The organism is Streptomyces sp. NPDC090021 (assembly GCF_044748225.1).
Classification (GTDB): domain Bacteria; phylum Actinomycetota; class Actinomycetes; order Streptomycetales; family Streptomycetaceae; genus Streptomyces.
In genome coordinates, this window is record NZ_JBIVFO010000052.1 from 1 (window position 1) to 22,410 (window position 22,410).

At 73.7% G+C, this 22,410-nt stretch carries 22 protein-coding genes; 13 read left to right on the top strand and 9 right to left on the bottom strand.

Annotation, left to right across the window (positions count from 1 at the left end; all coding sequences use genetic code 11):
- Positions 1-102: 102 nt before the first annotated feature.
- From ACIPXC_RS31025 to ACIPXC_RS31035, 3 genes are all read left to right on the top strand, one after another.
- Positions 103-744: a tetratricopeptide repeat protein gene (locus ACIPXC_RS31025; RefSeq protein ID WP_401624749.1), complete on the top strand. Its 642-nt coding sequence runs from the start codon at positions 103-105 to the stop codon at positions 742-744.
- Positions 745-951: 207 nt separating this feature from the next.
- A complete protein-coding gene (locus ACIPXC_RS31030) occupies positions 952-2,085 on the top strand; it encodes a hypothetical protein (RefSeq protein ID WP_401624694.1) in 1,134 nt (377 codons plus the stop codon).
- Between the two features lie 74 nt (positions 2,086-2,159).
- Positions 2,160-3,251 carry a phosphotransferase family protein gene (locus tag ACIPXC_RS31035; protein WP_401624696.1) on the top strand — a complete coding sequence of 364 codons (1,092 nt, stop codon included), beginning with the start codon at positions 2,160-2,162 and terminating at the stop codon, positions 3,249-3,251.
- 49 nt (positions 3,252-3,300) lie between these two features.
- On the opposite strand, the gene ACIPXC_RS31040 is transcribed toward ACIPXC_RS31035, so the two are convergent.
- Positions 3,301-3,774, bottom strand: coding sequence for a hypothetical protein (locus ACIPXC_RS31040; RefSeq protein WP_401624698.1), 474 nt, complete (start codon positions 3,772-3,774; stop codon positions 3,301-3,303).
- Positions 3,775-3,990: 216 nt separating this feature from the next.
- Here ACIPXC_RS31040 and ACIPXC_RS31045 point away from each other — a divergent pair, with 216 nt between their 5' ends.
- The 4 genes from ACIPXC_RS31045 to fxsA all read left to right on the top strand — a co-directional run bounded on the left by ACIPXC_RS31045 (position 3,991) and on the right by fxsA (position 7,986).
- Positions 3,991-4,431: an Lrp/AsnC family transcriptional regulator gene (locus ACIPXC_RS31045; RefSeq protein ID WP_030663734.1), complete on the top strand. Its 441-nt coding sequence runs from the start codon at positions 3,991-3,993 to the stop codon at positions 4,429-4,431.
- Between the two features lie 92 nt (positions 4,432-4,523).
- Complete coding sequence (locus tag ACIPXC_RS31050; RefSeq protein ID WP_401624700.1) at positions 4,524-6,152, top strand: amidohydrolase; 1,629 nt, start codon at positions 4,524-4,526, stop codon at positions 6,150-6,152.
- Positions 6,153-6,515: 363 nt separating this feature from the next.
- Positions 6,516-7,301: a polyprenol monophosphomannose synthase gene (locus ACIPXC_RS31055; RefSeq protein ID WP_401624702.1), complete on the top strand. Its 786-nt coding sequence runs from the start codon at positions 6,516-6,518 to the stop codon at positions 7,299-7,301.
- Between the two features lie 91 nt (positions 7,302-7,392).
- Entirely contained in the window at positions 7,393-7,986 is a 594-nt protein-coding gene (fxsA, locus tag ACIPXC_RS31060; protein ID WP_401624704.1) for an FxsA family membrane protein, read from the top strand.
- 69 nt (positions 7,987-8,055) lie between these two features.
- On the opposite strand, the gene ACIPXC_RS31065 is transcribed toward fxsA, so the two are convergent.
- The 3 genes from ACIPXC_RS31065 to ACIPXC_RS31075 all read right to left on the bottom strand — a co-directional run bounded on the left by ACIPXC_RS31065 (position 8,056) and on the right by ACIPXC_RS31075 (position 10,964).
- Positions 8,056-8,430 (bottom strand): RNA polymerase-binding protein RbpA, encoded by a 375-nt coding sequence (locus tag ACIPXC_RS31065; protein WP_007262928.1) that lies wholly within the window; start codon positions 8,428-8,430, stop codon positions 8,056-8,058.
- A 313-nt stretch (positions 8,431-8,743) separates the two neighbouring features.
- Complete coding sequence (locus ACIPXC_RS31070; RefSeq protein ID WP_401624706.1) at positions 8,744-10,126, bottom strand: MFS transporter; 1,383 nt, start codon at positions 10,124-10,126, stop codon at positions 8,744-8,746.
- A gap of 67 nt (positions 10,127-10,193) precedes the next feature.
- On the bottom strand, positions 10,194-10,964 hold the full coding sequence (locus ACIPXC_RS31075; protein ID WP_401624708.1) for a glycerophosphodiester phosphodiesterase family protein: 771 nt from the start codon (positions 10,962-10,964) through the stop codon (positions 10,194-10,196).
- 173 nt (positions 10,965-11,137) lie between these two features.
- On the opposite strand from ACIPXC_RS31075, the gene ACIPXC_RS31080 reads away from it, so the two are divergent.
- Positions 11,138-12,640: a PLP-dependent aminotransferase family protein gene (locus ACIPXC_RS31080; RefSeq protein ID WP_401624710.1), complete on the top strand. Its 1,503-nt coding sequence runs from the start codon at positions 11,138-11,140 to the stop codon at positions 12,638-12,640.
- A 167-nt stretch (positions 12,641-12,807) separates the two neighbouring features.
- Here ACIPXC_RS31080 and ACIPXC_RS31085 read toward each other — a convergent pair whose 3' ends face one another.
- Together ACIPXC_RS31085 and ACIPXC_RS31090 are read right to left on the bottom strand one after the other, a co-directional pair.
- On the bottom strand, positions 12,808-14,409 hold the full coding sequence (locus tag ACIPXC_RS31085) for a hypothetical protein (protein WP_401624712.1): 1,602 nt from the start codon (positions 14,407-14,409) through the stop codon (positions 12,808-12,810).
- 69 nt (positions 14,410-14,478) lie between these two features.
- Positions 14,479-14,673 (bottom strand): hypothetical protein, encoded by a 195-nt coding sequence (locus tag ACIPXC_RS31090; RefSeq protein WP_030031218.1) that lies wholly within the window; start codon positions 14,671-14,673, stop codon positions 14,479-14,481.
- 301 nt (positions 14,674-14,974) lie between these two features.
- Here ACIPXC_RS31090 and ACIPXC_RS31095 point away from each other — a divergent pair, with 301 nt between their 5' ends.
- Together ACIPXC_RS31095 and ACIPXC_RS31100 are read left to right on the top strand one after the other, a co-directional pair.
- Complete coding sequence (locus ACIPXC_RS31095; RefSeq protein WP_401624714.1) at positions 14,975-15,391, top strand: ankyrin repeat domain-containing protein; 417 nt, start codon at positions 14,975-14,977, stop codon at positions 15,389-15,391.
- Positions 15,392-15,711: 320 nt separating this feature from the next.
- The gene (locus ACIPXC_RS31100) at positions 15,712-17,109 is read left to right on the top strand and encodes a HEAT repeat domain-containing protein (protein WP_401624716.1); all 1,398 of its coding nucleotides are present in this window, start codon (positions 15,712-15,714) and stop codon (positions 17,107-17,109) included.
- Positions 17,110-17,185: 76 nt separating this feature from the next.
- On the opposite strand, the gene ACIPXC_RS31105 is transcribed toward ACIPXC_RS31100, so the two are convergent.
- Genes ACIPXC_RS31105 through ACIPXC_RS31115 form a run of 3 tightly spaced genes read right to left on the bottom strand, consistent with a single transcriptional unit; the run spans position 17,186 to position 19,433 of the window.
- The gene (locus tag ACIPXC_RS31105; protein WP_401624718.1) at positions 17,186-18,052 is read right to left on the bottom strand and encodes a biotin-dependent carboxyltransferase family protein; all 867 of its coding nucleotides are present in this window, start codon (positions 18,050-18,052) and stop codon (positions 17,186-17,188) included.
- A complete protein-coding gene (locus ACIPXC_RS31110) occupies positions 18,049-18,669 on the bottom strand; it encodes an allophanate hydrolase subunit 1 (RefSeq protein ID WP_401624720.1) in 621 nt (206 codons plus the stop codon). Before ACIPXC_RS31110 ends, ACIPXC_RS31105 begins: the two co-directional genes overlap by 4 nt.
- Positions 18,666-19,433, bottom strand: coding sequence for a LamB/YcsF family protein (locus ACIPXC_RS31115; RefSeq protein WP_401624751.1), 768 nt, complete (start codon positions 19,431-19,433; stop codon positions 18,666-18,668). Before ACIPXC_RS31115 ends, ACIPXC_RS31110 begins: the two co-directional genes overlap by 4 nt.
- Before the next feature lie 116 nt (positions 19,434-19,549).
- On the opposite strand from ACIPXC_RS31115, the gene ACIPXC_RS31120 reads away from it, so the two are divergent.
- Genes ACIPXC_RS31120 through ACIPXC_RS31130 form a run of 3 tightly spaced genes read left to right on the top strand, consistent with a single transcriptional unit; the run spans position 19,550 to position 22,352 of the window.
- A complete protein-coding gene (locus ACIPXC_RS31120) occupies positions 19,550-21,052 on the top strand; it encodes a hypothetical protein (RefSeq protein ID WP_401624722.1) in 1,503 nt (500 codons plus the stop codon).
- On the top strand, positions 21,049-21,453 hold the full coding sequence (locus tag ACIPXC_RS31125) for a hypothetical protein (protein ID WP_401624724.1): 405 nt from the start codon (positions 21,049-21,051) through the stop codon (positions 21,451-21,453). Before ACIPXC_RS31120 ends, ACIPXC_RS31125 begins: the two co-directional genes overlap by 4 nt.
- A complete protein-coding gene (locus tag ACIPXC_RS31130) occupies positions 21,450-22,352 on the top strand; it encodes a hypothetical protein (protein ID WP_376121878.1) in 903 nt (300 codons plus the stop codon). The genes ACIPXC_RS31125 and ACIPXC_RS31130 overlap by 4 nt, the downstream gene beginning before the upstream one ends.
- The last annotated feature ends 58 nt before the right edge of the window (positions 22,353-22,410 follow it).

Here is a 22,410-nt window from a genome sequence, read left to right on the forward strand (position 1 = left end):
AGCGGGTACTTCCTCGGCGCAGGCATCGTCTGGGCTCCTCTCATGAGACCCATCTGACCCTCTGTCACCCATCCCCGCATCTCGGGGGAACCTCACTGGGCCCTGTGCGAGGAACGCCGGTTCACCGAAGCCGTTGACGCTTGCCAACAGAGTCTGGCCATCTTCCGTGAGCTGGGCGACAGACACAGGGAAGGGCTGGCCCTGATCGAACTCGCCGTGGCCCTCCAGGGAACACGCCGCTTCGGCGAGGCGATCGAGGTGCTCCGAGAGTGTGTCGCCATCCTCGGTGAACTCGAGGACACGGAATCCCAAGCGGATGCGCTGCTCAACCTGGGCAGTGCCTTGACCAGGGCGAAGCGGTACGAAGAGGCCATTGCGGTGTCCCGGCGGGGACTGGTGATCCAGACCGAACGCGGCGATCGCCATCGAGAAGGCACTGCGCTGTACAACCTCAGCCTGCTTTACCGGGTGACGCGCCAGTACGGCGAGGCCATGAGTGCGTGTCAACGGAGTGCGGCCATCTTCCGCGAAATCGGTGACCGGCGAAGCGAGAGCAAGGTACTCGTCAACCAGGCAGTGGTCCTCATGAAGACACGCCGCTTCATGGAGGCCGTCAACGTCCGTCGACAGGCGGCCCTGATCTCCCGTGAACTCGGTGACGGAGACGCCAGCAGCCGGGCAGCCAACCGGATCTTGGAGATGGAGGAGCGGATGAAGGATCGGTACGGGACACCGCTGCTGTAGTGCCGCGCACCTGCGGACGATTGTCGTTGCAGGAGCCCGTCCTGCCTCCTCCGCCTGTTGATGCGTGCTGAGCTCGCTGCTGACTGCCTCCGCCACTTCGTGCCCTGCTGTCAGAGCGTGCCGGAAGGGTGGTCGCCGGGTGGCTTTCTGACGTACCGTCATATCTGCTCGCGCCGCCCCCCGACGTCACCGCCCCGGAGGTCCGTCATGCCCGCAGACCGGCCCGTCGCCCTCGACGAGTACCCCATCCACCAGGCTCCCTTGTCGATGAAGCACCTCGTCAGCGGTGACCGGAACGCCTACGACCGGTGCATCTTCCACGTCTTCGACCACGCCGGCCGCGCCGTCCTGATCCTCGGCCTCGGCGTCTACCCCAACGCCGGGGTCATCGACGCCTACGCAACCCTCCGCCTCGGCGACGAGCTTCTCGCGGTCCGGGCCTCCGACGCCCTCACCGACGACCGGATGAACCTCTCGGTGGGACCCCTGTCCATCACCGTCGACGTGCCGCTCCACCGGCTCACGCTGCGCTGCGCCCCCGACGCGGACGACCCGCACGGGCTCTCGTACGACATCACCTGGACCGCGGAGTTCCCCGCCGTCTGGGAGCCGCACCACATCCAGCGGCGCGGCGACCGGCTCATGCTGGAAGGCCGGCGCTTCGTCCAGGCGGGCAGCGTGACGGGCGCGATCCGCGCCAAGGGGGAGGAGTTCACCCTCACGGCGGGGGAGTGGACCGGTACGCGTGACCGGAGTTGGGGCGTGCGCCCGATCCCCGGCGAGGAGGGCGGCCGGGCGGCCGAGGAGCACCGTCCCGAGGGCTTCCACTGGCTCTGGATCCCGGTCCGGTTCGCGGACCGCTTCGTCATGGTCATCGCCCAGGAGGACGCCGACGGCCACCGCACCCTGAACGAGGCCGTGCAGGTCTTCCCCGAGGCCGGCGGCCGCGCGGACGTCCAGCTCGGCTGGCCGCACACCGAGATCCGCTACCGCCCCGGCAGCCGACACCCCGAGAGCGCCGTCATCCACCTCACCGACCCGTCACGCAAGCCCCTGGAGCTGGGCGTGGAGATACTGAACTCCTCCCCGCTCGCCGTCGGCGCCGGCTACCCGCCCGCAAGCGACTGGCAGCACGGCACCTGGCAGGGCCGCGGCTGGAGCGACCGCCGCGTCTACGACCTCTCCCACCCCGCCGCCCACCCCATGGCCGCCTTCGGGGTCACCGACCACTCGGCCCGCTTCACCCTCGACGGGCAGACCGGTCACGGCATCTTCGAGCACGGCAGCTTCGGGCGCCACGATCCGAGCGGCTTCGCCGACCACTCCTCCGTCGCCCCGTGAGCCCGTGAGCCCGTGAGTCCGTGATCCGTACGCCAGGTCCAGGTCAGGAGAAGGCCAGGAGAAGAGGGGTACCCATGGCAACCGCACCACGTCCGCGCACCTCCACCCGCGAACCCGAGGAACTCGGCCGCCGCCTCGGAGCCTGGCTCGACGGAAGGCTCCCCGGCGCGAAGGTCACCAACGTCTCCGTCCCCGGCTCGAACGGGATGTCCAGCGAGACCCTGCTCTTCGACATAGAGCACCCCGACACCCCGCTGCGCGCCTGCGCGCTGCGTCTCGCCGCCGACCCGGCGGCCTACACCGTCTTCCCGACGTACGACATGCCGCGCCAGCACCGCGTGATGAGCCTCGTCGCCGAGCACACCGACCTGCCCGTCCCGCGCGTGCAGTGGCTGGAGGAGGACACCGGGCCGCTGGGGGCGCCGTTCTTCGTGATGGCCCGGGCGGAAGGCCGGGTCCCGCCCGACGTCATGCCCTACACCTACGAGGGCAACTGGCTGCACGCGGCGACGGACGCCGAGCGCGGAGCGCTCCAGGAAGCCAGCATCTCGCTGCTGGCCCGGCTGCACGACCAGTTCCCCGCCGAGGAGGCCGAGTTCCTCCTGCCCGAGGGCGAGGGCAGCCCCCTGCGCCGGCACGTGGACGCCCAACGTGCCTACTACACCTGGGTGGTGGGCGGGCTCGCACCCTCCCCGCTGATCGAGCGGGCCTTCGCCCGGCTTGAGGAGCTGTGGCCGACGGACGAGGGCCCCGCCGTCCTGAACTGGGGTGACGCCCGCATCGGCAACGTCGTCTACGACGGCTTCACACCGGTGGCCGTACTGGACTGGGAGATGGCGGCGTACGCCCCGCGCGAGGTGGACCTCGGCTGGACCGTGTACCTCCACCGCTTCTTCCAGGACCTCACCGTGAGCTTCGGCCAGCCCGGCCTGCCGGACTTCCTGCGCCGTGCGGACCTGGAGCGCCGCTACGCCGAACTGACCGGCCACACACCGCGCGACATGGAGTTCCACACCCTGTACGCCGCCCTGCGGCACGCGATCGTGATGCTGCGCATCGCCTACCGGCAGGCCCACTTCGGCGAGGTGGAGGTCCCGGCGGACCCGGACGGCCTGATCCTGCACCACGCCAGTCTGGCCGCCATGGTGCAGGGGACGTACTGGTAGGGGAGCGGAGCAGCGGGAAACGGACGGGGCCGGTGCGCCCCGCCGGTCCTCAGGCCGCCTGGGCGTGCTGCCCGCGCGTCTGCGCCTGCGGCTGCGGCAGCACCGGGCGCACGACGCGGATCGGGCGCGAGCCCGGGCCGCCGACGTGCGAGAACGGCTGCGTCCGCCAGTCCAGGCCCTGCGGCAGGGCCGGAAGGGGGAAGGGGTCGGCCTCCTCCGGTGCCTGCGCCGACTGGTTCGTGCCGAGGCCGGGCAGCGCGTCGGCGGCGGGCCGGCCGGTGCCGGCGCACAGGGTGAGCCCGAAGGGGTTCCACGGGGTCAGGCAGAGCGCGTGCTGCGGCAGGTACTCCTCGTCCGCGACGAGGGCGATCGACTGGCCGCAGTCGGGGCAGACCGCGTGGTGGATGTCGAAACCCTCGGTGTCGTCGAGGTATTCGCCGTCCTCGGGGTAGGTGTCGTCCCCGGAGTCGAGCGGTTCGAGAGGCTCCGGTTCGGTGCGACCGGCGCGCTTGGTGTTCGGCATGGATGTACTCCCCCTTGGGTGGGCCGGGCGGGCAGGTTCTTCGGCCTCGGCCACAGCAACCACTTCCCGCCGAGCGTCACGAGTAACCGCAACGGACCGGCCTCCACCGGCATACCCGTGTGGCCTTGGTCACATGCCCGGTGCAGATGCCTCCAGTGGGCGGACAGCACTGGGCCTGGAGTGCCTTTGGCCGTAAGTTGAGCGGCTATGAGTGCAATGGAGGAGCTGGACCGCCAGATCGTGGATCTGCTCGTGCGGGACGGGCGGATGAGCTACACGGACCTGGGCAAGGCCACGGGACTGTCCACGTCGGCGGTCCATCAGCGGGTACGCCGTCTGGAGCAGCGCGGGGTGATCCGCGGTTACGCGGCCGTGGTCGACCCGGAGGCCGTCGGCCTGCCGCTGACCGCGTTCATTTCGGTCAAGCCCTTCGACCCGAGCGCCCCGGACGACATCGCCGACCGGCTGTCCGGTGTGCCCGAGATCGAGGCCTGCCACAGCGTCGCGGGCGACGAGAACTACATCCTCAAGGTGCGCGTCGCCACCCCGCTGGAGCTGGAGGACCTCCTGGGCCGGCTGCGCGCCCTCGCCCACGTCGCGACACGGACGACCGTGGTCCTCTCCACCCCCTACGAGGCACGCCCGCCCCGCGTGTGACGCGGGGTCCGTCCCGCGCGTGGCACGGGGACGGCCCGGCCGGGGGGACCCGGCGGTCGGAAGGGGCGGGGCGACGCGGGACACTGGTCGGCATGACTGACCGCACCGCCCACTCCGCCGACGCCGCCGGAGCGCCGACCAGGACCGTCCTCCTCCGCGGGGGCGAGGTACACAGCCCCGCCGATCCCTTCGCCACGGCGATGGTCGTCGAACGCGGCCGTATCGCCTGGGTCGGTTCCGAGGGCGCGGCCGACGCGTTCGCCCAGGGTGTCGACGAGGTCGTCGATCTGGGCGGCGCGCTCGTGACCCCCGCCTTCACCGACGCGCATGTCCACACGACCTCCGCGGGCCTGGCCCTGACCGGGCTGGACCTCACCGGAGCGCGGTCGCTGGCCGCCGCGCTGGACCTCGTCCGCGCGTACGCCGCGAGCCGGCCCGCCGACCGGGTGCTCCTCGGGCACGGCTGGGACGCCGCCCGCTGGCCCGAGCGGCGCGCGCCGCGCCGGGCCGAGCTCGACGAGGCCGCCGGTGGCCGTCCGCTCTATCTGAGCCGCATCGACGTGCACTCGGCCGTGGTCACCACGGCCCTGCTCGACCTGGTCCCCGGGGTGCGCCCCCAGGAAGACCTGCCGCTGACCGCCGACGACCATCACGCCGTACGGCGGGCCGCGCTCGCCGCCGTCACCCCGGCCCAGCGCGCCGAGGCGCAGCGGGCCGCGCTGGACCGGGCGGCCTCGCTCGGCATCGGTTCCCTGCACGAGTGCGGCGGGCCCGACATCTCCTCCGCCGACGACTTCACCGCGCTGCTCGCGCTGGCGGCGGAGCGGCCCGGGCCGCGCGTGTTCGGGTACTGGGCCGACCGGGACCTGGGCCTGGCCAGGGAGCTCGGGGCCGTGGGGGCGGCGGGTGACCTCTTCGTGGACGGTGCTCTGGGTTCGCACACCGCCTGCCTGCACACTCCGTACGCCGACGCCTCGCACACGGGGACGGAGTACCTGGACGCGGTGGCGGTCGCCGAGCACGTGGCGGCCTGTACGGAGGAGGGGCTGCAGGCCGGCTTCCACGCCATCGGCGACGCGGCGATCACCGCGGTGGTCGAGGGTGTCCGGGCGGCCGCCGAGAAGGTGGGCCTGGCCCGGGTCCGTGCGGCCCGGCACCGGGTCGAGCACGCCGAGATGATGACCCCGGACACCATCGCCGCCTTCGCGGAGCTGGGGCTGACGGCGTCGGTGCAGCCGGCCTTCGACGCGGCCTGGGGCGGTGCGGACGGCATGTACGCCGACCGGCTCGGGGCCGCACGCGCCCGCACCCTCAACCCGTACGCGGCCATGCTGAAGGCGGGGGTGCCGCTGGCCTTCGGTTCGGACGCGCCGGTGACCCCGCTCGACCCGTGGGGCACCGTGCGGGCGGCCGCCTTCCACCGGACGCCCGAGCACCGGGTGTCGGTGCGGGCCGCCTTCACCGCGCACACCCGGGGCGGCTGGCGGGCGCTGGGCCGTGACGACGCGGGGATCCTGGTGCCCGGCGCCCCGGCCGACTACGCGGTCTGGCGGACGGGCGCGCTGGTCGTCCAGGCTCCGGACGACCGGGTGGCCCGCTGGTCCACGGACCCCCGCTCGGGCACCCCCGGACTGCCCGATCTGACCCCCGGATCCGAACTGCCGGTGTGCCTGGCCACCGTGGTGGGCGGGCGGGAGGTATTCGTACGCCCACAGGGGTGATCCGGTCGGCCTCGGTTCGGTGCGGGCGGCCGGACCCGGATAGGTTCGGCCGGGTCCACCACAGGACGTCGTGCCGGACGGATCCGTCGGCTCAGCGCGCCCGCGCCTCGGGGGCGAGGGAAGGTTTCGCCGGGCGGCGGGTGGCCCCGGGTCGGGGTCCGGCGGTCCAGTAGACAACGGTCACGGCGGCCCGCCGCCAGCGGGAGTCTGATCGGCCCGAAGGACCGCGGGCCCCGATCACCCGGTACGGCGCCGCCGGGGAGGCCCGGGGTCGGCACCGCCGCGGCGGGCCGTGGCCGATGTTCTAAAGTCATCCTCTGCGACCAGACGTACAGGACGTGCGAACGCACAAAAGGGGACTCAGTGAGCGACGGCGGACAGCGGACCTACGGCCCGCTCGGTACGGTCTTGGTGATCATTCCGACCTACAACGAGGCGGAGAACATCGGGCTGATCGTCGGCCGTGTCCGGGCGGCGGTTCCCGAGGCCCACATCCTGGTCGCCGACGACAACAGCCCCGACGGCACGGGCAAGCTCGCCGACGAGCTCGCGGCCGGCGACGACCACGTGCACGTCCTGCACCGCAAGGGCAAGGAGGGGCTGGGCGCCGCCTACCTCGCCGGCTTCGTATGGGGATTGGACGAGGGCTACGGCGTGATCGTCGAGATGGACGCCGACGGCTCCCACCAGCCCGAGGAACTGCCCCGCCTGCTGACCGCGCTGGCCGGCGCCGACCTGGTCCTCGGCTCGCGCTGGGTGCCGGGCGGCCGCGTCGTCAACTGGCCCAGGACCCGCGAGTTCCTCTCGCGCGGCGGCTCGACGTACTCCCGGCTGATGCTGGACGTCCCGATCCGGGACGTGACCGGCGGATACCGGGCCTTCCGACGGGAGACGCTGGAGGGGCTGGGCCTGGAGAAGGTGGCCTCCGCGGGCTACTGCTTCCAGGTGGACCTGGCCCGCAGGGCCGTGCAGAAGGGTTTCCGCGTGGTGGAGGTCCCCATCACGTTCGTCGAGCGTGAGTTCGGCGACAGCAAGATGAGCAAGGACATCGTCGTGGAGGCCCTGTGGCGGGTCACCCAGTGGGGCCTCAAGGCCCAGGCCGCCAAGCTGCTCGGCAAGGACACCGGCAAGCGGGACGGCAGCGCCTGATCCGGCCCGACCGGCACATCGCCACCCCTAGGGGGTGTCCCGTACCTCCGGCTGAGGACACTTTTATCCGGCCCCAGGCACACTGGGTGCTATGACGACCGGCACTGGATCCCTGCGAACGGGCACCCCGACGGCCCCCCGTCGGCGCTCGCCCGCCCGAACCTTCCTCCCCCTGGCCATCGCCGCCTGGCTGATCCTGGAGATCTGGCTGCTCGGCCTGGTCGCCGAGGCGGCCGGCGGGCTCGCCGTGGCCGCGCTGATCGCCGGTGGACTGGTCCTCGGCGGGGTGGTCATCAAGCGCGCCGGGCGCCGGGCCTTCAAGAACCTGACGGACACCTTCCAGCAGGCGCAGCAGGGCGTGCAGCCCACCGCGCAGCAGCCCGGCCGGGGCAACGGCCTGACCATGCTGGCGGGCCTGCTCCTCATGCTGCCGGGCCTGCTCTCGGACGTGGCGGGCCTGCTCCTGCTGCTCCCGCCCGTGCGGGCGTGGGCCGGCCGCAGGGCCACCCGTTCCCTGGAGCGGAAGATGGCCGCGGCCCCCGCCGGCAGCTTCGGCGACGCCTTCCAGCAAGCGCGCATCCACTACCCCGACGGCAAGATCGTCCAGGGTGAGGTCGTCCGAGAGGACCGCCCGGGCCCGCAGGACGGCCCGGACACCACGTACCGCCCGCCGCTCACGCCGTAGGGCACGAGCAAGCCGAGGGGCCCCGCCACAGTGTGGCGGGGCCCCTCGGCTTGTGCGTTCGTCCGGCTGTCAGGCGGACTTGCGGCTGTCCCGCGGATGCACGGCAATGTTCATGGCGCCGGAGCGCAGGACCGCCAGCCGTTCGGCCAGCACTTCCTCCAGCTCCTCGCGAGTGCGTCGCTCCATGAGCATGTCCCAGTGCGTTCGCGCGGGCTTGCCCTTCTTCTCTTCGGGCCCGTCCCCGTCCACCAGGAGTGCCATGGCGCCGCACGCCTTGCACTCCCACTCCGGCGGAATCTCTGCCTCAACCGAGAACGGCATCTCAAATCGATGTCCGTTCTGGCATGCGTACTCCACCGCCTGGCGCGGGGCCAGATCGATGCCGCGGTCCGTCTCGTAGCTGGTAACCACGAGGCGCGTACCGCGGAGAGCTCGCTCACTCATGAATCGTGCCTCCCGGGCTTGTCGCCCACAGGACAGGTGTCGCTGTCGTCGTCATCCGGTCAACGTCCGGTCGGCGGTATAGATTCCCGCTCCGGGTCGTGCGTCGCCCGTCGTACCGCCCCTTGTTGTACCCACCAGTGCCCGTTTTGTCACATCTGGCAGCAGATGTCACCCAACGTCTAGACTTCTTTAGCGCGCAGTAACGGTCCGCCTGGCAGGCCAAAGGCGTACACTACCGGCCCTTCGCCGCAACGTCTAAATCCGTTCGGAATTCGTTCGTGGATCCGGACCGGGCGCGGGCGCGGACCCGGTCTCAGAGCCGCTCCGGTACAGGATTGCCCGCCGCCTCCACCGCGCGCCGCACCGGCACTCGCGCGAGCAGCAGGAACCCCAGTGCGAAGAAGGCCACCAGCGAGATGATCGCGTCCCGGTAGCTGCCCGTCACCTGGTACGTCAGGCCGAAGACGAGCGGCCCCACCCAGCTCAGGCCGCGGTCGCTCATCTCGTACGCCGAGAAGTACTCGGCCTCCTTGCCCGGCGGCACCAGGTGCGAGAAGAGCGAACGAGACAGCGCCTGGCTGCCGCCCAGCACCAGGCCGATCATGGCGGCGAGGGCGAAGAACCACACCGGCGTCCGTGCGGGCAGGAAGTAGCCGACCCCCAGCGTCACCGCCCAGGCGGCCAGCGAGCCCAGGATCGTCCGCTTGGCGCCGTAGATCCGGGCCAGCCGGCCCATGCCCAGCGCGCCGCCGACCGCCAGGACCTGCACCAGCAGCACCGCCCCGATGAGGGTGGACTGCTCCAGCTTCAGCTCCTCCGAGCCGTAGACGGAGGCCTGCGAGATCACGGTCTGCACGCCGTCGTTGTAGATCAGGTAGGCCAGCAGGAACGACAGGGTCAGCGGGTAGCGCCGCATGTCCTTGAAGGTGGCGACCAGCTGCTTCCAGCCACTGACGGCCGGCGCCGCCCCCGGCTCCCGGACCACGGCCCGGTCCCGCAGCCGGCGCAGCGGGATCAGCGCGAAGGCGCCCCACCACAGGCCCGCGGAGGCCAGGCAGATCCGGACGGCCATGCCCTCGGAGACACCGAAGGCGTCATGGCCCAGGTAGAGGGCCAGGTTCATGACGAGCATCACCGAACCGGCGGTGTAGCCGAAGGCCCAGCCACGCGAGGACACGGTGTCCCGCTCGTCCGGAGTGGAGATCTGCGGCAGGTAGGCGTTGTAGAGCACCATCGACACGGACAGCGAGGCGTTCGCCACGATCAGCAGGAACCCGCCCAGCAGGTACCGCTCGCCGCCCAGGAAGAACATCGCGGTCGTCGCCGCGGCCCCGGTGTACGCGGCCACCGCCAGCAGCGGCTTCTTGCGGCCCGTCCGGTCCGCCACCGCGCCCGCGACCGGCATCAGCAGCACGGCCAGGATCACCGAGGCGGAGACCGAATAGGCGAAGAAGGACCCGGCGCGCACCGGTATGCCCAGCGGGTGCACGAAGCCCTCGGGGTCCGCGGCGGCCTTGGCCACCGAGGTGAGGTACGGCCCGAGGAACACCGTCAGCACGCTCGCCGAATACACCGACACGGCGAAGTCGTAGAAGTACCAGCCCCGCTGCTCGCGCTTGCGTGACGCCGCGGCGGCTCTGTCCTCCTCCGCCCCCGGTTCCGCTTCCTCGGTCCTGCTGCTCTTGTCCGCGCTCACGCGTCGTCCCCCTCGGTGGTCCTGTACCGCAACGGCCGCCGCATGCGTCGCGGCGGCCGGGAGCGGGTCAGGCCCAGGCGCCGCGCCGGTCCAGCACCGTGCGCAACATGTCGATGTGGTCGGTCATGATGCCATCGACACCCAGGTCGAGGAGAGCCTCCATACGTTCCGGTTCGTTCACGGTCCACACATGGACCTGCAGGCCCCGCGCGTGCGCGGTCCGTACGAAGCGCCGGTCGACCACGCGGATGCCCGCCTGGGTCTCCGGCACCTGGGCGGCCACCGCCCCCACGCGCAGCGCCGCCGGGATCGCGTACGAGCGCAGCCGCAGCCCGACCACCCCGCGCACGCCGTACGAGGTCGCCAGCCGGGGACCGGCGATCCGCTGGGCGCGCGCCACCCGGCTCTCCGAGAAGGAGCCCACGCAGACCCGGTCCCAGATCCCGGCCCGCGCGATCAGGTTGACCAGCGGGTGCAGCGCCGACTCCGCCTTGATGTCGATGTTCCAGCGGGCGTCCGGGAACTCCTCCAGCAGCTCCTCGAAGAGCGGCAGGGGCTCGGTGCCCGCGACCCGGGCCTCGCGGACCTGCTTCCACGGCAGCTCGGCGATCCGGCCCCGGCCGTCGGTGACCCGGTCCAGTGTGGAGTCGTGGAAGGCGACGAGCTTGCCGTCGGCCGTGGCGTGCACATCGGTCTCGAAGTACCGGTAGCCGGCCGCGGCGGCGCGACGGAAGGCCGCGGCGGTGTTCTCCAGCCCGTCCGCGGCACCTCCCCGGTGCGCGAAGGGGATCGGAGCCGGGTGGTCCAGATACGGATGGCGAAGGCGTACGTGCGTCACGGCGGCAGTATCCCCCGCGGCGGCCGGGACCGGTGGTACGCGAGGTGAACGGGATACGGGAGGGCCGCGTACGGCCTGGTGCAAGTGGACTGACTCGTGGCACGCTGTGCCCCGGACAGCAATCCAATCCAGGCCTCTTCCGAGGCCAATCGGACGAAAGTGGACCGCACGCCATGGCCGAATGGACCTCAGCGGTCGGTGCCGCGCAGCTGGCCCGTCTCATCACCTCGCAGCAGGAGCGGACCGCCGCACCGGGTGCCCGCAAGCCGCCCGCCTACCGCACCCTCGCCGACGGGATCAGGCTGCTGGTGCTGGAGGGCCGCGTCCCGGTCGCCGCCCGGCTGCCCGCCGAGCGCGAGCTCGCCGTCGCCCTGTCGCTCAGCCGCACCACCGTCGCCGCCGCCTACGAGGCCCTGCGCGGCGAGGGCTTCCTGGAGTCCCGCCGAGGCGCCGGCAGCTGGACCTCCGTCCCGGCCGGGAACCCGCTGCCCGCCCGGGGCCTGGAGCCGCTGCCGCCCGAGTCCCTCGGTTCGATGATCGACCTCGGCTGCGCCGCCCTCCCCGCCCCCGAACCGTGGCTGACCCGGGCCGTCCAGGGCGCCCTGGAGGAACTGCCGCCCTACGCGCACACGCACGGGGACTACCCGGCGGGCCTGCCGGCGCTGCGCCGGATGCTCGCCGACCGCTACACCGAGCAGGGCATCCCCACCATGCCCGAGCAGATCATGGTGACCACCGGTGCGATGGGCGCCATCGACGCCATCTGCAGCCTCTTCGCCGGCCGCGGCGAGCGGATCGCCGTCGAGTCCCCCTCCTACGCCAACATCCTCCAGCTGATGCGCGCCGCCGGCGTCCGCCTCGTGCCGGTCGCCATGGGTGACGGCCTGACGGGCTGGGACATGGACGTCTGGCGGCAGGTCCTGCGCGACTCGGCCCCGCGCCTCGCGTACGTCGTCGCCGACTTCCACAACCCCACCGGGGCCCTCGCCTCCGAGGAACAGCGCCGCGCCATGGTCGAGGCGGCCCGCTCCGCGGGCACGGTCCTCGTCGCCGACGAGACCATGCAGGAACTCCAGCTGGATCCGGACCTGGAGATGCCCCGCCCGGTCTGCTCCTTCGACCCGGCCGGCAGCACGGTGATCACCGTCGGATCCGCCAGCAAGGCATTCTGGGCGGGCATGCGGATCGGCTGGGTCCGAGCGGCCCCCGACGTGATCCGCAGCCTGGTGGCGGCCCGCGCCTACGCCGACCTGGGCACGCCGGTGCTGGAGCAGCTCGCGGTGAACTGGCTGATGCGGACCGGCGGCTGGCGGGAAGCGGTGGAGGTCCGCCGGCAGCAGGCCCGGGAGAACCGCGACGCGCTGGTCGCGGCGGTCCGGCGGGAGCTCCCGGGCTGGGAGTTCGAGGTCCCGGCGGGCGGCCTGACCCTGTGGGCCCGCGCGGGCGGGCTGTCCGGCTCCCGTCTGGCCGAGGTGGGCGAGCGGGTCGGCGTACGGGTCCCTTCGGGCCCCAGGTTCGGCGTGGACGGGGCCTTCGAGGGCTACGTCCGGCTGCCGTTCACGGTGGGCGGTCCGGTGGCCGAAGAGGCCGCCACCCGCCTGGCGGCGGCAGCCCGCCTGGTCGCCACGGGCGCGGGAGACAGCGGCACGGAACCGCCCCGCACGTTTGTCGCGTAGACGCGCGCGGGCTGTACGGACGACATCGGCGAAGGTGCCCCACGCCGCCGTCCCGCCCGGGGTAGGGGTCCCGCCCCGGGCCTGCCCGGGGACGTGGGCCCCTGCGTGCCGTCCCGTTCGGCCGGGGCGGAGGTACCCAACCCGGCCCCCGCCCGGGAGGGCGAGGGTTACGCCTCCGGCGCCTCCACGGCCGCGGCCACGGCCCGGGCGGGCGGCTGCCCCTGGAACGCCTTGGCCGACGCCGCCCCCGGCGCGGGCTCCTGCCGGCGCTCCGGCAGGAGATCGAGCACCGCCTGCCGGTGCGCCGGATGCGTGCCCTCGTCGTAGGGGTCCGGGGTGGCCGGCACCTGCAGCCGGTGCACCGGCCCGGTGCCCAGCCGGGCGTACCCGCGCCCCGGCGGCACCTGCGCGATGGGCGTGGTGTGCGGCGGCAGCCCCAGCACGTCGGTGATCTGCTGGATTGAGGCCGGCCCGAGCACGATCCGGGCACGGGTGTGCTGCCACACGGCGTCGTGCAGGACCTCTAGGTGGTCGAACTGCTCGGCCACGGCCACCGTGACGTGCGCCGGCCGGCCGTGCCGCAGCGACACCTGGAGGTGGTTCATGGGATCCGGCCCGCCCTCGGCGACCGCGAGGTGCGCCAGCACGCTCGGCTGGTCCAGCAGGATCCACAACGGGCGGCGGGTGTCCTCCGGCGCGGGCCGGCCGGACTCGCGGGCCCGGTGGGTGGCGATGAGGCGGCGTTCGGTCTCCTGCGCGGCCCACTCCAGCGTGGCGACCGCGCCGACCGGCCCGCACTCCACGGCGAGGACACCGCTTCGGCCGGTCAGGCAGGCGTACTCGCCGCTGCCGCCGCCGTCGACGATCAGGACGTCGCCGCCGTGCCGCAGGGCCTGCAGGGCGAGGGAGCGGAGCAGGGTGGAGGTGCCGCTGCCGGGCTGGCCCACGGCGAGCAGGTGGGGTTCGGTGGAGCGGGAGCCGGTGCGCCAGACGACCGGCGGGACGTCACGGGGCTGGTCGCCCTCCAGTACGGGCAGGGTGCGCTGCACGGTTCCGGAGTCGGTGAAGCCGAGCACGCTCTCCCCCGGGGAGGTGACGAACGGCTGGGCGGCGATGCCCGTCGGCAGCGAGGGCAGCACGCTGAGGTCGAGCCGGTTGCCCTCCTCGTCCCAGTCGAAGAGGTACTCCCGGCCGCGCCCGGACTTGGCGTGCAGCAGCGCCTCGATCCGGGCCCGTGAGGCGGCCTCGCCGTCGGTGAAGTAGGCCGGGTAGCGGATGTGGAGCCGGGTGATCCGGCCCGCCTCGTCGAACGCGTAGCCACTGAAGGCCCTGTCCCACTCCCCGCCGTGGGCGAAGAGCGGGCTGGGGTCGTCCGGAATGGAGAAGTACGGCACGAGGGCTTCGTAGAGGGAGCCGAGCCGTTCGGCCTCGGCCTCGCTCGGTCCGGTCTTCGCGGGGGTACGGTCGCGTCCGTGCCAGGCGGCGGCCGCCATGAGGGTGATCAGGGCGAGGAGCGGGCCGTAGGGGACGAGCGCGACCACGAGGACGCAGGCGGCGCCCAGGAACAGGGCGGGACCGCGCTTGTCCTTGGGGGTCTCGGACCATTTGCGCCGCCCGGCCGCGGCCAGGATGCGCAGGCCGCGTCCGATGACGAGGAGCGGATGGAGGACGTCCGTGGCACTGTCGGCGGCCGTGCGAGCGAGGTCGCGGCCCCGGGCCAGCGACACGGTGCCGCTGCTGAGGATGCGGGGAAGTGGGCGCCGGGCCACGGGCGTCTCCTGGAGTTGTGGTCGTGAGCGTTGTTCCTGGTGGTGCCGGAGTTCCTGCTCGGGGGGCCGCTAGAGCTTGATCCCGCCGAGCAGGCTCGCGAGGCTCGCGGTGCTCGCCGTGATGCTCGGGGCGATGGCGGAGCCGGCGAGGAAGAAGCCGAAGAGCGAGCAGACGAACGCGTGGGTCAGCTTCATCCCGTCCTTCTTGAAGAACAGGAAGCAGATGATGCCGAGCAGGACCACGCCTGAGATGGACAGGACCATGAGAGGTTCTCCTGGTTGGTGGGGACAGTCACCATCAGTTGTTCCAGGCTCACAGGAAGTATCAATGCGAAAAAAGGTGCATACGGGTGAATCGGGTGGTTTTTCACTTGATCGGCTCAGCCCGGGTGGCGCGCCCGCCGCGCAGGGGGTCCGGGGTGATCCATGCCTCGGCCCGACCCGGACATGCGCAGGCCAGGGCGCTACTCTGGCGATTCACCCGTACGGCCGCAGTGCCGTGCACCCCTGCCCGCACGGCCCGGGGAAGCTTCATGCCAGCAGCGAGTGAAAGGCGGTACGCACGATGAGCGAGCACACCGAAGGCGCCTCCCCGGAAGGTCCCGACGAGGACGTCATCGAACTGGCGACCAAGATCTTCGACCTCGCCCGCCAGGGTGAGAGCGCGCAGCTCGCCGGGTACCTCGACGCCGGGGTCCCGGCGAACCTCACCAACGACCGCGGCGACACCCTCGTCATGCTCGCCGCCTACCACGGCCACGCCGACACCGTCACGGCCCTGCTGGCCCGCGGCGCCGAGGCCGACCGCGCCAACGACCGCGGCCAGACCCCGCTCGCCGGCGCGGTCTTCAAGGGCGAGGGCGCGGTGATCCGCGCACTGCTCGCCGGAGGGGCCGACCCGAACGCCGGAACCCCCTCCGCGGTGGACACGGCGCGCATGTTCGCCAAGGCCGACCTGCTGGAACTCTTCGGAGCCGAGTAGTCCGCTTTTTGCCGGGCCAGGACGGCCGCTCAGCTCACAGGTTGGTCACGGCGGCCGTAAATGTGGTCGCGGCGCACAAACCGGCTGGGTCATCATGGCGTCGGATTCGATTCGCGAGCACGGGGGACGGGCAGACGGGCAGGACGCGAAGAGTGTCCGGCCCCGGTCCGGCCACCCCTGGTCACGAACCACCGACGAGAGTGAGAAGACAATGGTCTACATCGAGCGGAACAAGACGGCGGACGTCCTCACATGCTGTTACGCGGCTCTGTGAATCCCGATTCCCGGTTGCGTCCCCAGCTTGATTTGAGGCCACTCCCATGTTCGAACCAGTCATAGCGCCGAGCGGTACCCTGCTCGGCCTCCTCCAGCGGGGCCGTGGCGACGGCACGCTGCACGCACTCGCGGCGCCCAGGGCGGAGGCCCTCGCGGCCCTCAACCAGTGCGTGCTCCGTGATCCGCGCCAGGACTGGCAGGTCGAGAACCGCTCGCTGTACTACGCCAGGCTCTACCTGGACCTCGACGGCCCCCTCGGCGAGATCGAGAGCCACCTCTTCAGCGCCGACGACCTCGTCGACGACACGGACCACCGCACGGGCCTCGCCCTGTCCGTCCTGGGCCACCTGGCCTCGTACGGCCGCGACGACGCGCTCATGCTGCTGCGCCGCTACGCCGCGTCCGGAGCCAACTGGGCCTGGGCCCTCGACGAGCTCGCCCTGCGCGACGACGACGAGGGACTGCGGTCACTGGCCGCACCCGTCCTCGCCCGCTTCCCCGCCACGGCGGAGGGCGAGGCGCGGCTGGCCGCCGCCGTCCGCGACGCCTACGAGCCCCGGCCGTGGTGTGTGTGGGAGGAGTCACCCCTGTACGGGGAGCGGTTGAGCGCCGCCCGACGGCAGGGCTCCTTCGACCGCTGGCAGCGCCAGCTGACCCCGAGCGGCCCCCGGCCCGGCTGGGGCGTCCAGGCCGTGTTCGACTGGGCCGCCGACGGCTTGCGCCGCGGCACCCCGCTGCACGTGCCCGCCGCCCGCTGCCTGGCCGCCGTCGCCCAGCCCGAGGACCGCTCCGCCATCCTCGCGGCCGCCGCCGGCGCCGACGGCGAGGCCGCCCGGGCCACCGCCCTGCACCACCTGGTCCTCGCGGAGCCGGACAACCCGGCCGTGCTGGACCTCATCGAAGCCGCCGCCGACGAGCCCGCCGTGGCCGCGTACGAGCGCATGTGCGGCCCGGAGGCCGTCGAACGGGCCCGGCACTGGGTCCACCGGCCCGACGCCCTCGGCGAGGCCGCCGCGGCCGTCCTGGCCGCCCGGGGCGGGGCCGAGGACGCCCCCCTGGTCCTGAGCGCCCTGCGGTCCACCGTCCGCGGCTCGGGACCGGACACCCAGCGGCTGTTCGCCCTGGTCGACGGGGCCGGCCGGCTCGCCATCGGCTGCGCGGCGCCCGTCCTGCGCCACGTCTACCGCGAGACGTCCTCGTCCCACCTGCGCGGCCGGGCCGCGCGGGCCCTCGCCAGCACCGACCCGTCCTTCGCGGCCGGCTTCGCCGTCGAATGCCTCTGGGACTGCGAGGAGACCACCCGCGAGGTGGCCGCCCGCCACGCCGAGACCGCCGACGCCCGGGTGGCCCCCCGGCTGCGCCGCCTGGCCTCGGACCCGGCGGAGGAGGAGGACGTACAGTCCGCCGTCCGCAGCCGCATCACCCCGGAGTCGGCCGTGTAGCGCCCCCGGGAAGCCGAACCCCCGCGCCCGGGCCCCGTGACGACGGAGCCCGGGCGCGCGCGTTCCCGCCCGCGTTTCACCGGGCCCGTACGAACCTGACCGGAGTGCCCGGCCGGGCCTGCGCCGCCGCGTCCAGTGCCGGGCCCGGCCCGACCACGCCGACCACCGGATAGCCACCGGTCACCGGATGGTCGGCCAGGAACACCACCGGCAGGCCGTCCGGGGGCACCTGGACCGCGCCCAGCACCATGCCCTCGCTCGGCAGTTCCCCGGCCCGGGCACGCACCAGCGCGGCCCCGCCCTCCGTACGCAGCCCGATCCGGTTGGAACTCGGCGACACCCGGAACGCCGAGCGCCACAGCCCGGCGAGGGACGCCCCGGTGAACCAGTCCGCCCGCGGCCCGAGCCGCAGCGGAAGCACCAGCTCCGACGGCGCCGCGGGCAGCCCGTACGCGTCGGCCACGGGCACCGGGTCCGGCCCGGCCGCGCCCACCGCAAGCGTCGTCCCGGCCGTCAGGACCGCCGGCCCGAGGCCCGACAGCAGGTCCGTGGAGCGACTGCCCAGGACCGGCGGGACGGCCAGGCCTCCCCGGACCGCGACGTAGCCGCGCAGGCCCGACTCCGCCCGGCCCACCTCCAGCTCCGCTCCGGCCGGCAGCCCGACCGGTGCTCCCCAGGCCACCGGGCGCCCGCAGACCCGTACCGGACAGGGCGCGCCCGTGACCGCCACGACCGTCGCGGCCAGGGCCCGCAGCGACACCCCGTCCAGGGTCGTCTCCAGCACCGCAGCGTCCGGCGGGTTGCCGAGCAGCCGGTTCGCCAGCGCGTACGCCGCCGTGTCCAGCGCCCCCGAGCGGGGGACCCCCAGGTGCGCGTACCCGGGGCGGCCCCGGTCCTGGACCGTGGTCAGCGCCCCCGCCCGCACCACCAGCAGCCCGGTCACGCCCTCTCCTCCTGCGTGAACCGCACCCGGACCCCCGGGGCGAACAGCGCCGCCGGTTCCCGTTCCGGGTCCCAGAGCACCGCGTCGGTGGACCCGATCAGCTGCCAGCCGCCGGGGGAGGAGCGCGGGTACACCCCGGCGTACTCGCCCGCCAGTGCCAGCGAACCCGCCGGGACGGCCGTGCGCGGGGTGTCCCGGCGGGGTACGTGCAGACGCTCCGGCAGCCCCGTCAGATAGCCGAAGCCCGGCGCGAAGCCGCAGAAGGCCACCCGGAACTCGGTCGCGGCGACGATGCCCGGAACCTCCCCGGCGGCCACGCCCCACAGCCGGGCCACCTCCGCCAGGTCGGGCCCGTCGAAGCGGACCGCGACCGTGACCAGCGGACCCTCCCGGCGGGTGAGCGGCGGCACCTCCCAGCGCGCGATCCGGGCGGCGAGCGCGGCCGGGTCCCGTACGCCGTCCAGCAGGACGGTCCGCGCCGCGGGCACGAGGTCCCGTACGGGCCCCAGCGCGCCCGCGTCCCGGCGGCGCAGCAGCTCGGCGTGGAGCGCGGCGACCTCCTGCGCCGAGTCCAGCTCGATCAGCAGCGCCTGTGCGCCCACCACCAGCGTCCTCACGCGAAGGCCTCCACCCGCACCCCGGCCGCCCCCAGCGACTCCCGGACGCGCAGGGCGAGCCCGGCGGCGCCCGGGGTGTCCCCGTGCAGGCAGAGCGAGCGCGCGGCCACGGGGACGGCCGTGCCGTCGGCGGCCGTCACGGTGCCGCCGGCCGCCATCGCGACGGCCCTCGCCACCACCGCGTCGGGGTCGTGCAGCACCGAGCCGGGCTCGGTACGCGGCACCAGCGTCCCGGCCGGGGTGTAGGCCCGGTCGGCGAACGCCTCGGGCACGGCGGCGAGCCCGGCCTCCTCGGCGGCGGCCAGCAGGAGCGAGCCGGGCAGCCCGAGGACCGGCAGGCCGCCGGTCGCCCCGGCGCCCGCGGCCAGCCGGACGCCCGCGACGACGGCGGCGGCCTGGCCGGCGTCGTGCACGGTCCGGTTGTAGAGCGCGCCGTGCGGTTTCACGTAGGACACCCGTGAGCCGGCCGCCCGGGCGAAGACCTCCAGCGCGCCGATCTGGTAGGCCACCTCGTCGGCGAGTTCCCCGGGAGGCACGTCCATGGCGCGCCGGCCGAAGCCCGCCAGATCGCGGTAGGAGACCTGGGCGCCGATCCGCACGCCGCGCTCGGCGGCCCGTTCGCAGACCCGGCGCATGATGGACGGGTCGCCCGCGTGGAAGCCGCAGGCGACGTTGGCGCTCGTGACGACCGAGAGCAGGGCCTCGTCGTCGGTGAGCGTCCAGCGCCCGAACCCCTCACCGAGATCGGCGTTGAGGTCGATCAGCGGAGTGGATGCGATCATGGAATCCATGCGCCGAGCGTAGAGCAGTGGGCCGGGGGACGATCCGACCGAACCATGCCGTTTGGGATGTTGTCACTGTCAGCGCCTAGTCTTTGTCCGTGACTCTCCCAGCCCCGGCGAAGACCCTTCCCTCCCCGGCGCCGGGCCCGGCCGCCGACGAGGGCCTGGCCCGGCGGCTGCGCGCCCTCGCCTGCACCGCCCCGCTGCACGACCTCGACGTACGCAAGGCCAATCTGGCGGGCGAGTACGGGATCTACGCGATGGCGGAGGTCGCGCTCGCCGCGATCGACCTGGTCACCCTCAACATGGACTTCGACACGGGGGCCGACCACGAGCAGATAGTGGCCAGGCTGCTGCCGCGTGTCGCGGCCCAGGCCCCCGCCCGCCCGGCCGCCGAGCACGAGCGGGTGGCCCGCTGGGTGCTGGAGAACCTGATCAACGTCGGCAGCGTGGACCGCGGCTTCCGCGCGATCTACGGCACCTTCGGGCCCGACGGCGTCTACGTGCGCCGCGACTACGACTTCAAGCTGGTCGAAGAAGTCCCCTACGGCGGCGCCGTCTACCTGCGCACCACCGACGAAGCCGTCAACGTCCTGGTCGGGGCCCTCGACACCGACGTCACCAGCGCCCAGATCGCCGCCGAGGTCAAGCTGGAGGTGCTGATCAGCCGCGGGCGGCTGGCGGACGCCCAACTGGCCGCCGAACAGGCCCGCTACCGGACCGTGCAGTACGCGGAGACCCTGCGCCGGACCCTGGACGCGACCCGGCGCAACGTCCGGGCGGTGGACTGGCTCCAGGCCGTCCCCGACATGATCGCCGAGGCCCTGGAACACGTCGCCGACCGCTACCGCCACGAGAACGCGATCCTGACCAACATCCGCAGGGCGCGCGACGAGGCCGAGGAGCCGGAGAACAAGCGCCGCGCCGCCGAACTCGTCGACATCGTCAAGGACTGCATCCGCCGCCACACCCAGCTGCAGTCCCGCCTGCTGGACGCGGGCCCGCTGTTCCGCGCCGAGCAGGACCGCCAGGCCTTCGCCGCCCCGGCGCCGCGCACCGGCATCGACCTGTACGGCCAGCTCGTCGCCCCGATCCTGCCGCTGCCGGTGGAACAGGCGCGCCGGGTCACCGACGCCTTCTTCGCCGCCGGCACCGGGCTGCGCACGCCCGTCTCGGTACGGGTGGCCGACCTCGTCGAGATCCTGCTCACCCCGCCGGTGGAGCGCGAGCACCTCGGCGCGGAGATGCCCGAGCCCGACCTGATCGCCACCCCGGACGACAGCCGCTTCAGCGAGGAGCAGCTCGCCGCCGCCACGCAGCTCCTGGACCTCCCGCACGACGCCCCGCGCCGGCTCTCCGGCCTGCTCGCCGAGGCCCGCCGCAGCGATCCCGACCTGCCGTACCTGGTGGCCCTGCTGGCCGTCCACGCCGCGAGTCCGGCCGTCGGCACCGCGTACCGCCAGGGCGAGGAGCGGCTGCTCTTCGCCGTCGACGACGGCACCCGGCTCGACGACCCCGAGTTCGGCGGCGCCGACCTCATCGTCGGCACCGCCCTGCTCGACGCGGCCGGCATGGCCGCCGACCGCGCGGAGGCGTCATGACCCGCCGTGTCCCGGGGCCGGCCGGACGCCCGGCGGCCGCCGCCCCGCCCGCGGTGAACCCGGCCCTCCCGGCCTCCGCCGTGGCCCCGGCACGGTCCGCCGCGGTCGCCGTTGCTGCGGCCCCGCTCCGCTCCGCGGCGGCGGTGGCCCGGGCAGGGGCCGGGTGCCCGGCCGTCCCGCCCGTACCGGTTCCGGCCGGGGTGCGGCCGGCCCTCGTTCCGGCCCCGGTCCTCGCCGCCCGGGCCCGGGCCGGGGCCGCGCGGCGGCCCGTACCGCCCGTACCGCCCGTACCGGTTCCAGCCCATGCCGGGCTCCGCCCCGGTGGGCGGCCCGCCCCGGACACCGCACCGCTTCCGCACCGCACCCGTACCCGCAGCAGCGCCGAGGAGACCCGCCCGTGAGCGACCACCACGCCGAGCACCCCGCGTGGAGCGAGCCCGACATGCCGTCGGCTCCCGTCGCGCCCGCCACCGGAGGGTCCGTGACCCCGGCGGACGCCGCCGACGCGGCCCGGCTCGTCGCCTTCGGGCTCCAGCCGAAGCTGGCGCCCGCCCGCGACGCCGAATACGCCGAACTGCTGCGCCGCTACCGAGAGGAGCCCGCCTTCGGCCGCCTCGCCGACGCCGTCGCGACCGGCCTCGGCCTGGTCGTCCTGGAGGTGTCCCCGCGCGCCGGCATGGCCGTGGCCGCCGACGAGGACTCCGTCTTCGCCGTCAGGATGGGCGACTACGCCCGCCGCACCGCCGCCGACTCCGCCGACCGGTTCCTGCACGGCCTCGCCCACCTCGCCGTCGCCGCCCTCGCCTTCCCGCGCCCCGAGGACCTCGCCGACGACGGCTACATCGGCCGCGTCACGGTCAACGGCGTCGACGCCTTCGTCCGGCAGACCTGCCGCCGCCTGGAGGAACGCGCCGAGGAACTCGGCGAGAACACCGACCCGGCCTCCGACGCCCCCGGCCTGGAGGCCGCCTGGCGCGTCTACGCCCGCCGCAGCGCGACCGGCGCCACCAAGGACGCCCGCCGCCTCGCCGGCTCCACCACCGGCATCGTCGGCAAGGCCGCGGCCTTCCTCACCGACTCCGGCTTCCTCCAGCGCACCGGCGACGAGGCCGGCGGTACCTACCGCACCACCCCCCGCTACCAGCTCCAGGTCCGCGACATGGCGGGCAGCTCGGCCATGGCCGAGCTCCTGGAACTCGGCGTGGTCCCCGTCAGCGACGGCTCCGCCACCCTCCTGCCGCCACCCGAGGGCGACGACCTGGAGCTGGCCGCCGACGCCGGGCTGCCCTTCCACGCCTGAGCCCTGAGCCCTGATCCCCGTACACCTGCCTCACCCAGACACCACGAGAGTCCGCCGC

Excerpts from the sequence above, each read along its gene's own strand:
- ACIPXC_RS31125 (WP_401624724.1), top strand. The coding sequence starts at position 21,049 with ATGACCCGCCGTGTCCCGGGGCCGGCCGGACGCCCGGCGGCCGCCGCC.
- ACIPXC_RS31050 (WP_401624700.1), top strand. The coding sequence starts at position 4,524 with ATGACTGACCGCACCGCCCACTCCGCCGACGCCGCCGGAGCGCCGACC.
- ACIPXC_RS31030 (WP_401624694.1), top strand. The coding sequence starts at position 952 with ATGCCCGCAGACCGGCCCGTCGCCCTCGACGAGTACCCCATCCACCAG.
- ACIPXC_RS31045 (WP_030663734.1), top strand. The coding sequence starts at position 3,991 with ATGGAGGAGCTGGACCGCCAGATCGTGGATCTGCTCGTGCGGGACGGG.
- ACIPXC_RS31065 (WP_007262928.1), bottom strand. The coding sequence starts at position 8,430 with ATGAGTGAGCGAGCTCTCCGCGGTACGCGCCTCGTGGTTACCAGCTAC.
- ACIPXC_RS31095 (WP_401624714.1), top strand. The coding sequence starts at position 14,975 with ATGAGCGAGCACACCGAAGGCGCCTCCCCGGAAGGTCCCGACGAGGAC.
- ACIPXC_RS31090 (WP_030031218.1), bottom strand. The coding sequence starts at position 14,673 with ATGGTCCTGTCCATCTCAGGCGTGGTCCTGCTCGGCATCATCTGCTTC.
- ACIPXC_RS31040 (WP_401624698.1), bottom strand. The coding sequence starts at position 3,774 with ATGCCGAACACCAAGCGCGCCGGTCGCACCGAACCGGAGCCTCTCGAA.
- ACIPXC_RS31035 (WP_401624696.1), top strand. The coding sequence starts at position 2,160 with ATGGCAACCGCACCACGTCCGCGCACCTCCACCCGCGAACCCGAGGAA.
- ACIPXC_RS31100 (WP_401624716.1), top strand. The coding sequence starts at position 15,712 with ATGTTCGAACCAGTCATAGCGCCGAGCGGTACCCTGCTCGGCCTCCTC.
- fxsA (WP_401624704.1), top strand. The coding sequence starts at position 7,393 with ATGACGACCGGCACTGGATCCCTGCGAACGGGCACCCCGACGGCCCCC.
- ACIPXC_RS31080 (WP_401624710.1), top strand. The coding sequence starts at position 11,138 with ATGGCCGAATGGACCTCAGCGGTCGGTGCCGCGCAGCTGGCCCGTCTC.